Annotated in this window: 10 protein-coding genes; 9 read left to right on the top strand and 1 reads right to left on the bottom strand. The window is 55.4% G+C overall.

All coding sequences use genetic code 11. The features are described 5' to 3' along the window. Positions 1-18 precede the first annotated feature (18 nt). The 4 genes from FDX04_RS02845 (at position 19) to FDX04_RS02830 (ending at position 3,639) form a co-directional block, all read left to right on the top strand. A complete protein-coding gene (locus FDX04_RS02845) occupies positions 19-960 on the top strand; it encodes an ABC transporter substrate-binding protein (protein ID WP_042312943.1) in 942 nt (313 codons plus the stop codon). Positions 961-1,079: 119 nt separating this feature from the next. Next, positions 1,080-1,763: a D-lyxose/D-mannose family sugar isomerase gene (locus FDX04_RS02840; RefSeq protein WP_042312945.1), complete on the top strand. Its 684-nt coding sequence runs from the start codon at positions 1,080-1,082 to the stop codon at positions 1,761-1,763. 14 nt (positions 1,764-1,777) lie between these two features. Next, the gene (locus FDX04_RS02835; protein ID WP_137361133.1) at positions 1,778-2,638 is read left to right on the top strand and encodes a ketose 1,6-bisphosphate aldolase; all 861 of its coding nucleotides are present in this window, start codon (positions 1,778-1,780) and stop codon (positions 2,636-2,638) included. Next, on the top strand, positions 2,635-3,639 hold the full coding sequence (locus FDX04_RS02830; RefSeq protein ID WP_137361132.1) for a carbohydrate kinase family protein: 1,005 nt from the start codon (positions 2,635-2,637) through the stop codon (positions 3,637-3,639). Before FDX04_RS02835 ends, FDX04_RS02830 begins: the two co-directional genes overlap by 4 nt. Positions 3,640-3,726: 87 nt before the next feature. Here the strand turns inward: FDX04_RS02830 and FDX04_RS02825 are convergent, their stop codons facing one another. After that, positions 3,727-4,458 carry a response regulator gene (locus FDX04_RS02825; RefSeq protein WP_137361144.1) on the bottom strand — a complete coding sequence of 244 codons (732 nt, stop codon included), beginning with the start codon at positions 4,456-4,458 and terminating at the stop codon, positions 3,727-3,729. 294 nt (positions 4,459-4,752) lie between these two features. Between FDX04_RS02825 and FDX04_RS02820 the strand changes: the two genes are divergently transcribed. From FDX04_RS02820 to FDX04_RS02800, 5 genes are all read left to right on the top strand, one after another. Beyond that, positions 4,753-6,738 (top strand): alkyl/aryl-sulfatase, encoded by a 1,986-nt coding sequence (locus tag FDX04_RS02820; RefSeq protein ID WP_137361131.1) that lies wholly within the window; start codon positions 4,753-4,755, stop codon positions 6,736-6,738. A gap of 206 nt (positions 6,739-6,944) precedes the next feature. After that, positions 6,945-7,220 (top strand): YtcA family lipoprotein, encoded by a 276-nt coding sequence (locus FDX04_RS02815; protein WP_137361130.1) that lies wholly within the window; start codon positions 6,945-6,947, stop codon positions 7,218-7,220. Between the two features lie 19 nt (positions 7,221-7,239). After that, positions 7,240-8,271, top strand: a complete 1,032-nt coding sequence (gene mdtN, locus FDX04_RS02810) for a multidrug transporter subunit MdtN (protein WP_137361129.1) — start codon at positions 7,240-7,242, stop codon at positions 8,269-8,271. After that, positions 8,271-10,250 (top strand): multidrug efflux transporter permease subunit MdtO, encoded by a 1,980-nt coding sequence (gene mdtO, locus FDX04_RS02805; protein ID WP_137361128.1) that lies wholly within the window; start codon positions 8,271-8,273, stop codon positions 10,248-10,250. The genes mdtN and mdtO overlap by 1 nt, the downstream gene beginning before the upstream one ends. Beyond that, complete coding sequence (locus tag FDX04_RS02800; protein ID WP_137361127.1) at positions 10,247-11,707, top strand: MdtP family multidrug efflux transporter outer membrane subunit; 1,461 nt, start codon at positions 10,247-10,249, stop codon at positions 11,705-11,707. Before mdtO ends, FDX04_RS02800 begins: the two co-directional genes overlap by 4 nt. Positions 11,708-11,842 lie beyond the last annotated feature (135 nt).

The following is an 11,842-nucleotide window of genomic DNA, read 5'->3' as shown; positions in this document are numbered from 1 at the left end:
CTACGTGAGGAAACGAGTATGCGTTTGAAGCCATTAGTGACCGCGCTCTGTGCTGGCGCACTGCTTGCTGCAGCTCCGTTTGTGCAGGCAAAAGAACTGAAATCGATCGGCGTTACGGTGGGCGACCTGGCGAACCCATTCTTCGTGCAAATAACCAAAGGCGCGGAGCTGGAGGCACGTAAACTGGCGGGTGATAGCGTCAAAGTGACGCTGGTCTCCAGCGGCTACGATCTGGGGCAACAGGTGTCGCAAATCGACAACTTTATTGCCGCCAAAGTCGACATGATTATCCTTAACGCCGCGGACTCCAAAGGCATCGGTCCGGCGGTAAAACGCGCGAAAGACGCCGGGATTGTGGTGGTGGCCGTTGACGTGGCGGCGGAAGGCGCAGACGCGACCATCACCTCCGATAACACTCAGGCGGGTGAAATGGCCTGCAAATACATTACCGACCGTCTGAAAGGGAAAGGCAACGTCGTCATCATCAACGGACCGCCGGTTTCCGCCGTCCAGAACCGTGTGGAAGGCTGCCAGACCGAGTTCAAACGCCATCCGGACATCAAGGTGCTGTCGTATAACCAAAACGCCAAAGGCAGCCGCGAGGGCGGGCTGGAGATCATGACCGCGCTGCTGGCGGCAAATCCGAAGATCGACGGTGTATTCGCCATTAACGATCCCACGGCGATCGGTGCCGATCTGGCGGCAAAACAGGCGCAGCGTAACGAATTCTTTATTGTCGGCGTCGACGGATCGCCAGACGGTGAAGAGGCGCTGAAGCGCGAAAACTCATTATTTGTGGCGACGCCGGCACAAGATCCGCAGGTGATGGCTGCCAAAGCGGTCGAAATCGGCTATGACATACTGCAGGGGAAACCCGCCCCAAAAGAGCCCGTGCTGATCCCGGTGACAATGATCGATAAAAACAACGTTGCCAATTATAAAGGTTGGACGGTGAAATAACCCGCCACAGCAACGTCGGATAGCGGTAAAAATGCCTTCTCCGGCCTACAAGATCGGTATGAATTTGTAGGCCGGATAAGCGCAGCGCCATCCGGCATTATTCTAAGGAGAATTCTGCAATGAAACGCTCCGCAATAAACGAAATCCTTGGCCACACGCGCCAGTTTTTTTCTCTGCACGACGTGCACCTCCCCCCTTTCGCCAGTTTCCCGCCGACCCAATGGCGCAAGCTTGATGCCTCGGCCTGGAGCGAAGTTTTCGACCTTAAGCTCGGTTGGGATGTCACCGCCTTTGGCGGCAACAATTTCGCCGCGCAAGGGTTAACGCTGTTCACCCTGCGTAATGGCTCGCCGAAAGGTATGCCTTACGAGAAATGCTACGCCGAGAAAATCATGCATGTCCGCGAGGCGCAGGTCACGCCGATGCATTTTCACTGGCGCAAACGCGAAGACATTATCAATCGTGGCGGCGGTAATTTAATAGTGGAACTGTGGAATGCGGGGCTGCGGGAGCAAACGGAGGACAGCGACGTGAACGTGGTGATTGACGGCTGTCGGCAAACCCATGCCGCGGGCAGCCAACTGCGCCTGACGCCGGGTGAGAGCATCTGCCTGCCGCCGGGCCTGTATCACAGCTTCTGGGCGGAAAAAGGTTTTGGCGACGTGCTGGTTGGCGAGGTCTCATCTATTAATGACGACGACCACGATAACCATTTTCTGCAACCAATCACCCGCTATAACGACATTGAAGAAGATGAACCGGCGCAGCTGGTGCTGTGTAACGAATATCGCCTGTTCCGCTAACCAAGGAGCGCATTATGCCGTTGATATCTCTCGCCGATGGCCTCGCCCATGCCCGTGAGCACCGCTATGCATTAGGCGCATTTAACGTTCTGGACTCGCATTTCCTGCGCGCCCTGTTTGCCGCGGCTAAACAGGAACGTTCGCCGTTTATCATCAACATCGCCGAGGTGCATTTTAAATATATCTCGCTGGATTCTCTGGTCGAAGCGGTCAAATTCGAAGCCGCCAGGCACGACATTCCGGTGGTGCTGAACCTTGACCACGGCCTGCACTTTGAGTCAGTGGTGCGGGCGCTACGCTTAGGTTTCAGTTCAGTGATGTTCGATGGCTCCACGCTGGAGTATGAAGAAAATATCCGCCAGACCCGCGAAGTGGTGAAGATGTGTCATGCCGTCGGCGTCTCGGTGGAAGCCGAACTGGGTGCGGTGGGCGGTGATGAGGGCGGCGCGCTGTACGGTCATGCTGACGAGTCGTTGTTTACCGACCCGATGATGGCGCGTGATTTCGTCGACAGAACCGGGATTGACGCGCTGGCGGTCGCCATTGGCAATGCGCACGGCAAATATAAAGGCGAACCGGAACTCGACTTTCCGCGTCTGGACGCTATTCGCCAGCAGGCGGCGATCCCGCTGGTACTGCACGGCGGTTCAGGCATCAGCGATAACGATTTCAAGCGCGCAATTGAACTCGGTATTCACAAAATCAACTTCTACACCGGCATGTCGCAGGCGGCGCTGACAGCGGTAGAGTCACGGATGGCCAATCGGCAGCCGCTGTACGACGAGTTTGCCGAACTGCTGCTGGCTATTGAAGAGGCCATTACCGATACCGTTTCAGAACAAATGCGCATTTTTGGCAGCGCGGGGCAGGTCTGATGGAACGCAAAGGCGTTATCGCCGCAGGCAACATGCTGGTCGATCATGTCCATCAAATTGTGCAATGGCCGGAACGCGGCTGGCTGGCGGAAATCACTCGAAGCGAACGCGCCACGGGTGGTGCGCCGCTGAACGTGCTGCTGACGCTGGCAAAAATGCACACTGGGCTGCCGCTGCAGGCGGTGGGGTTAATCGGTCAGGACAGCGACGGCGACTACATCATGGCGATGCTGGAGCAGTATCACGTTAATCGCCAGCATGTGCAGCGCACCACATTCGCCCCCACGTCGATGTCGCAGGTGATGACCGACCCCAGCGGGCAGCGAACCTTTTTTCACTCGCCCGGCGCCAATCGACTACTGGATTTACCCGCCTTTGAGCAACTGGATACCTCGATGAAAATCTTCCATCTTGGCTATCTGCTGCTGCTCGACAGTCTGGACATGCCGGATGAGGAGTACGGGACGCGTAGCGCACGGCTGCTGGCGCAAATGCGCGACAACGGCTTTGAAACGTCCCTGGATCTGGTCTCGCGTAAGGGCGACCCGCGCTACCAACCACTGGTGATGCCGGCCCTGCGCCATCTCGACTATCTGGTGATTAACGAGCTGGAGGCCGGGGAGTTCAGCGGGCTGGAGATTCGCCAGACCAACGGCGAGCTGCATATTCCCCATATCGCTACCGCCGCGCGCGAACTGCTGGATGCAGGCGTGCGCCAGCGGGTGGTGATCCACTGTCCGGAAGGTGCCTGGGGTGAAGCGCCGGATCTGCCGGGCGTCTGGATACCGTCACAGTTACTGGCGCAAGAAGAGATTGTCGGTAGCGTCGGCGCAGGAGATGCGTTTTGCGCCGGATTTCTGTATGGCTGTCATGAGCGCTGGTCGCTGGCAGACAGCATCAGACTGGCGCACGCCTGTGCGCGGGCAAGCTTGCTGTGCGCTAACGCGATAGATGGCGCGAAAACGCTGGCAGAGTTGAAAGCAGAAATGGCTGACGCCTGATGCGCTACGCTTATCAGGCCTACGGGGTCGTTATCGCTTTTGTAGGCCGGATAAGGCGTTTACGCCGCATCCGGCAACTGCGCACGATCACGCCGCTTTATCGTGATGCTGCACATCGGCGGCAAACACATAGCCCAGCCCGCGCAGGGTTTTGATCAGCATTGGCTGGTGCGGGTTGTTCTCTATTTTGCGCCGCAGCCGCATGATTAACACGTCAATGGTGCGGTCAAACACCTCAACGCTGTCGCTGCGCGTCAGTTCCAGCAATTGCTCACGGCTGAGCACCCGACGAGCGTTCTGCGCCAGTGCCAGCAGCAGGCTGTATTCGCCCTGCGTCAGCTCCACCTTCAGTTGTTGAGGGTTATGTAACTGGCAACCGGCGGTATCCAGATGCCAGCCATTAAAGGAAAGTCCCGTGGTTTGCGGACTGCCGCTTTCAGGCGTCAACACGCCAACGCGTCTGAGCACCGCCTTTACCCGCGCCACCAGCACCCGCGCATTGAACGGTTTCCCGATATAGTCGTCAGCGCCCATTTCCAGTCCGACCACCACATCCGACTCGCTGCCTAAGCCCGTCAGCATGACTACCGGTAATCCGGGCCTCATCTTTTGCACCTGCTGCAACACCATCAGACCGTTGATATCGGGCAACATCATGTCCAGCAATACCAGAGCGATATCCGGCTGAGTCTCAATGCAGCGCAGCGCCTCCTGTCCGCTATGACACGCGGTCACTGCAAAGACGTGCTCGCTCAGCACATCCTGTAACAGCGTGCAGACAGCGATGTCATCATCCACAACCAGAATAACGGGTTTCATCATGTAGCTCCGTTCATTCGTTTTATCTTTCTAATTGTGAGTAATTTCAGGCGAAGTGAAAGAGCACTCATGATCTATCTGGTGAAAATATAATGTCCATCACATTATTTGCTAACTAAATAATCCACCGTCATTCGAACCATGAAGCACTAATACCTAACAAAAATGACAACACAGCTCACATAATTATATTCAAAAAATAAATAATTAGTCCTTATGATAAGCATGAAATTAAAATAACAAAATTAGCCAAGATAATAAATTCACAGTATTAATTATAAAATGGAGATTTATATGAATAACGCCAGGTCATTCCGTTTAAACAGGGTGTTTATTGCTATTTCAGTTGCAACAAGCTTTATAGTGAATACCGCATTCGCGACCGAAACCCCAAAAGAAGCAACATCATTTACCAAACAAATAAATCAGCAATATATAAAATCGTTACCTTTTAGTGATAAACAGGATTTTGCTGACGCACAACGCGGATTCATTGCGCCGCTACTGAGCCATGGCGAACTCAAAAATGCAGAGGGTAAAGTGTTTTACCGTGCCGAAGATTATAAATTCGACATCAATGCCCCCGCTCCCGATACCGTCAACCCAAGCTTCTGGCGGCAGTCACAACTCAATGGTATTTCCGGGCTGTTTAAAGTCACCGACCGGATGTATCAGGTACGCAGCCAGGATATCTCAAACATCACCTTTATTGAAGGTGATACCGGCATCATCGTCGTGGATCCGTTGGTCAGCCCTGAGTCAGCAAAAGCCAGTTTAGATCTCTATTTCCAACATCGTCCGCAAAAACCTATCGTTGCTGTCATCTATACCCATAGTCATACCGATCACTTTGGTGGTGTCAAAGGCATCGTCAGCGAAGAGGATGTCAAAGCAGGCAAAGTGCAAATCATCGCGCCAGCCGGGTTTATGGAAGAGGCCATCAGCGAAAATGTGCTGGCCGGCAATATTATGAACCGTCGGGTGCTGTATTCTTATGGTCTGCTGCTGCCGCACAATGCGCAAGGTAACGTTGGCAACGGTCTGGGCGTTACGATTGCACCAGGCAATCCAACCATTATCGCTCCGACAACCTCAATTACCAAAACAGGTGAAAAACGCACGATTGATGGGTTGGAATTCGACTTTCTGATGACGCCAGGCAGCGAAGCGCCAGCAGAAATGCACTTCTATATTCCGAAACTGAAAGCGCTCTGCACTGCAGAAAATGCGACTCATACGCTGCACAACTTCTATACTCTGCGCGGAGCGAAGACCCGTGATGTTAGCAAGTGGTCATCCTATCTGAATGAAACACTTGATACATGGGGAAGCCAGGCTGAAGTCCTGTTTATGCCGCACACCTGGCCGGTATGGGGTAATGATCATATTAATAATTATATTAATAAATACCGTGACACCATTAAGTATATTCACGACCAAACGCTACATTTAGCCAACCAGGGTTACACGCTGAATGAAGTGGGCGACATGATAAAACTCCCACCTGCGCTGGCGAATAACTGGGCCAGCCGCGGTTACTATGGCTCGGTCAGTCACAACGCCCGCGCCGTTTATAACTACTATCTTGGCTACTATGACGGCAACCCAGCGAACCTCCATCCTTATGGACAAGTCGAAATGGGCAAACGCTACGTGAAAGCGCTGGGTGGCTCCACACATGCAATTGGGCTGGCACGCGATGCCTACAAACAAGGCGATTACCGCTGGGCCGCCGAGCTTCTCAAACAGGTAATCGCGGCTAATCCAGGCGATCAGATCGCGAAAAACCTTCAAGCGGATACCTTTGAACAGTTGGGCTATCAGGCAGAGTCCGCAACCTGGCGCGGGTTCTACCTGACCGGTGCGAAAGAACTGCGTGAAGGAGTACATAAGTTTAGCCACGGCACCTCAAACTCCAGTGACACCATTAAAGGTATGACGGTTGAAATGCTGTTTGACTATATGGCGGTCCGCCTGGATAGCGACAAAGCCGCAGGTAAAGATATCAGCCTGAACTTTAATCTGGCAGAAGGTGATAACCTGAACCTGACACTCAATGACAGCGTGCTTAACTACCGTAAGACACTGTTGCCAAAAGCGGATACCTCGTTCTATATGAGCCGTGCCGATCTGCATCGCGTGCTGACTGGCGAAACAAAGATGGCAGATCTGGTGAAAGCGAAAAAAGTCAAAGTCATCGGGAATGCGGCGAAGCTGGATGAAATTATCGCATGTCTGGATCAATTTGACCTGTGGGTAAATATTGTCACCCCCAATTAATATGACCGACGTTCAGGGGGATTACCCCCTGAATATTTATTCACCCAAGAAATAAAATACAATAAAAAATAAAACAATCGAATAAGTTATGAATGCGGTTGCGCAATAAAGCTATTTTTCTCCTCGATAAAAATAGCCATACTGGTACTTCTTATTTCTTATATTCACCCCGGATATTGTTCGTAATACACAGGATGTATTTTAATATGCAAATAGTTAAATCCCGGATTGTGATGCAACTAAAAAAAAGTGGTTGGCTTTCGCTTGCCGTATTACTTACAGGATGCTCACTGCCCCCGGCTATTCCTGTTATTGGCGCTTATTACCCTGACTGGTTTTTCTGCATGATCGCTGGCGTTATTCTTACGCTCATCACCCGACGGGTCATGCTGCATAAATATAACGTTCTGTCATTCGCAGGGGTTATTTATACCGCCCTCTTTGCACTCTACTCCATGCTGTTCTGGCTGGTATTTTTTTAACTCACATTGAGATGCGCCCATGGAAAGCTCGCAGAAAAAAGTTCCTCGTAACAAAGTGCCTACCCTGGCTCTGGTTATTCTCACACTTGTGGTGCTGATATTTGTCATCTGGCGTGTGGATAGTTCCCCGTCCACCAGTGACGCCTACGCCGCAGCCGACACCATTGATGTTGTGCCGGAAGTTAGCGGGCGCATCGTGGAACTGGCGGTGGTTGATAACCAACAGGTGAAACAGGGCGACCTGCTGTTCCGCATCGATCCTCGCCCTTATGAAGCCAGTCTGGCCAAAGCGGAAGCCTCGCTGGCGGCGCTGGATAAACAGATCATGCTGACTCAACGCAGCGTGGATGCGCAGAAATTTGCCGCCAGCTCCGTAGAAGCAACGGTCGCGAAAGCCCGTGCTGCCGCTAAACAGGCCAGTGATACCCTTAAGCGCACCGAACCGCTGTTGGCGCAGGGTTTTGTCTCCGCCGAAGATGTTGACCGCGCCAGAACGGCGCAGCGTGCCAGCGAAGCCGACCTTAACGCCGTACTGCTGCAAGCACAGCAGGCCGCCAGCGCGGTCAGCGGCGTGGATGCGCTGGTCGCCCAGCGGGTGGCCGTCGAGGCCGATATTGCGTTAACCAAACTGCATCTTGAAATGGCGACAGTGCGCGCGCCGTTTGATGGCCGCGTGGTATCGCTGAAAACGTCCATCGGCCAGTTCGCCTCTGCCATGAAGCCTATTTTCACCCTGATAGACACGCGCCACTGGTACGTGATCGCCAACTTCCGCGAAACCGAACTGAAAAATATCCAGACCGGCACGCCGGCAACCCTGCGCCTGATGAGCGACAGCGGTAAAACCTTCAGCGGCAAAGTCGACTCCATTGGCTACGGTGTGTTGCCGGACGACGGCGGCATCGTGCTCGGCGGCCTGCCGCGCGTCTCCCGCTCGATCAACTGGGTGCGCGTGGCCCAGCGCTTCCCGGTCAAAATCATGGTCGATAAACCAGACTCAAACATGTTCCGTATCGGTGCATCAGCGGTCGCCACCCTTGAGCCGCAATAATGAACGTGCTCAATTACCTGCCGCTGCCGCTGGTCAGGCTGCTGGCGTTTTTCCATGAGGAACTCAGCGAGCGGCGGCCAGGGCGGCTGCCGCAGACGCTCCAGCTGTGGATAGGCTGTCTGCTGGTTGTGCTGATATCAATGACTTTCCAGATCCCGTTTCTGGCGATCTCGCTGGCGGTGCTGTTCTACGGCGTTCAGTCCAACGCGTTTTACACCAAATTCGTGGCGATCCTGTTTGTTCTCGCAACGACAATGGAAATCGGCAGCCTGTTTTTGATTTACAAATGGGCGTATAGCTACCCATTGATCCGCATGATCGTCGCCAGTCTGGTGGTGCTCGGCTGCATGTTTATGATGCGCACCTATAAGCTCGGGCTGCTGTTCTTCGCCGTCGCGATTATCGCCGTGTATGGTCAGACTTTCCCCGGCATGCTCGATTATCCAGAAATCGTCGTACGTCTGACGCTGTGGTGCATCGTCGTGGGGCTCTACCCTGCGCTGCTGATGGTGCTGCTGGGAGTACTGTGGTTTCCTAGCCGCGCCGGAACGCAGATGCAGGAAGCGCTATGCGCAAGGCTGGATGATGCACTCGCCCACCTGACAACGTCAACTGCGCCGTTGGCGGAAAAATACGTTGAACGGGAGGTGCTGGCGCTGCAAAAGCTCAACGTGTTCTGCATGGCCGACGATAACGACTGGAAGGCGCGCAGCGCCTGGTGGCAAAACAGCGTCGCGACGGTCACTTATATATACAGTACGCTGAACCGTTACTCTGCCAACGATCAAAACACCGCACTGAGACAAAAACTCCACGGCGAAATCACTTCGCTGCGCCAGTCAATAGCGCAGGGCGAACCCTGGCAAAGCGCGCTGGAACTCAGCGCAGATGAGTGTACCGCTGCCCAGCAATGCGGGCTGGAGACGCTCTTCGCGCAACTGCGCCAGCTCGGAACAATGGATCCCGATACACCGCCATCACCAGCCGCTAAACAGCCGTCGATGGTGCCGGACGCCTTCAGCAATCCGGCCTATCTTCGCTACGCGCTGAAAACGCTGCTGGCCTGCATGATCTGTTACGTCTTTTACTCCGGCGTTGACTGGGAGGGCATTCACACCTGCATGCTGACCTGCATTATTGTCGCTAACCCCAGCATCGGTTCATCGTGGCAGAAGATGACGCTTCGCTTCGGCGGTGCGGTGTGTGGCGCAGCGCTGGCGCTACTCGTCACCATTTGCGTCATGCCGTGGCTGGATAATATCGCCGAGCTGCTGTGCGTGCTGGCACCCATCCTGCTGCTTGCCGCATGGATCGCCACCGGATCGGAGCGATCGTCCTATATCGGCACGCAGATGATCGTTACCTTTGCGCTCGCCACCCTCGAGAATGCCTTTGGGCCAGTTTACGACCTGGTCGAGATCCGCGATCGCGCGGTCGGCATTCTGGTCGGCACCGCCGTTTCGGCGGTGATCTACACCTTTATCTGGCCGGAAAGCGAAGCCGGTGTTCTTCCGCACAAGCTGGCGGCGGCACTCGGTACGCTCGGCAAACTGCTGCGTATCCCTCAGCACGATCCCGCTATGCAGCGGACCTGGCTGCAGTTGCGTATCGGTTGTCACGCCGCGTTTAACGCCTGTGAAGAGATGTGCGATCGCGTGGCGCTCGAGCGGCAGCTAAATGATGAGGAACGCGCTCTGCTGCTGGCGCGCAGCAAGGCCGTTATTCGCCAGGGACGAGAGATCCTCTACAGCAATAACAACATGCCTGCCCCGGAATCGGCTCTCGCCGAATCGGTGGAGCAGTACGCTGCGGGAATAGCGAGCGCAAGCAGCATTCCGCCAACGGCAAGTCTCGACGCATTATCAACATTATCGGAACCGGCGCAGCGCGCTATGCAGCAAATCGCCCGGTTACCTGACTGGACTGGCCCGGCTATCACTGTTGCCGGGGAACAGGCGCAAGGAGCCACACCACAATGACTCGTCACCTTTCTCGCTTACTACTTTGCAGCCTGCTTACTGGCACGACGGCGCTCTCCGGCTGTGCGTTAATCCGCAGCGATTCCGCGCCGCACGCGCAGCTACAGCCGGAACAAATCAAGCTGGCCGACGATATCCATCTGGCGAGCCAGGGCTGGCCACAGGCGCAGTGGTGGCGGCAGTTTAACGATCCGCAGCTCACAGCGCTGATTGATAAGACGCTCGCCGGTTCGCATACGCTGTCCGAGGCAAAGCTGCGTGAAGACAAAGCGCAAGCGCAGGCCGACCTGCTGGAAGCCGGTTCACAGCTGCAAATGGCAGCCTTAGGCATGATTAACCGCCAGCGCGCCTCCGCTAACGGCTTCCTTGGCCCCTACGCGCTGGATGCGCCGAAGCTGGGAATGGATGGCCCGTACTACACGGAGGCCACCGTCGGATTAGTCGCCGGGTTCAATCCCGATCTATGGGGCTCGCACCGTTCTGCTGTATCAGCAGCCATTGGCGCGCAAAACGCCACGCTCGCCGAAACCGCCGCGGTGGAGCTGTCGCTCTCGGTCGCCGTCGCGCAGCTGTATTACAGCATTCAGGCCAGCTATCAGATGCTCGACCTGCTGGAGCAGACCCGCAGCGTGATTGACTACGCGGTTCAGGCGCACCAGAGCAAAGTGGCACAGGGGCTGGAGGCAAAAGTGCCGTACCACGGCGCTCGGGCGCAGATGCTGGCGGTGGATAAACAAATTGCCGCCGCCAAAGGGCAAATCAAAGAGACCCGTGAATCGCTGCGCGCGTTGATGGGCGTGGGTGCCGACGGGTTACCGGAGATCAAGCCCGTGGCACTGCCGCAGGTGCAAGCGGGCGTTCCCGCTACGCTCTCCTACGATCTGCTCGCCCGTCGCCCGGATCTTCAGGCCATGCGCTGGTACGTGCAGGCCTCGCTCGACCAGGTCGACGCCGCGCGAGCGCTGTTCTATCCGAGCTTCGATATCAAAATGTTCTTTGGCCTTGACGCGATTCATATCGACGATCTGTTCAAGGGGACCAGTCGGCAAATTAACTTCATCCCCGGCCTGCGCCTGCCGCTGTTCGACGGCGGTCGCCTGAACGCCAACCTGCAAAACACGCGCGCCAGCAGCAACATGCTGATTGAGCGCTACAACCAGTCGGTGCTCAACGCGGTGCGCGACGTGGCGATTAGCGGTACCCGTCTGCAAACCCTCAGCGACGAGCGCACCATGCAGGCGGATCGCGTCGACGCCATGAGCTACACCCAGCGTGCCGCCGAGGCGGCCTTTAGCCGTGGTCTCGGCAGTCGTTTACAGGCCAGCGAAGCGCGCCTGCCGGTACTCGCCGAGCAGATGTCGCTGCTGATGCTCGACACCCAGCGGGTGATTCAGAGCCTGCAGCTGATTAAGTCCCTCGGCGGCGGCTATCAAAGCAGCCCGGCCAAGCCGCAGTAGCGTCGACGCCACGCCAGTTCGCCGCGTGATGAACGTCACGCGGCTTTTTCTTTCGACACGTCAAATATGACGACAGCCTGTTTTTCGTCAGAGTTTTGACCAAAAATCGCCCGTAATATCGACTAATGCCCCTGA

The organism is Citrobacter sp. wls615, assembly GCF_005281355.1.
Taxonomy (GTDB): domain Bacteria; phylum Pseudomonadota; class Gammaproteobacteria; order Enterobacterales; family Enterobacteriaceae; genus Citrobacter; species Citrobacter werkmanii.
This window is presented reverse-complemented; position numbering and strand designations above follow the sequence as displayed.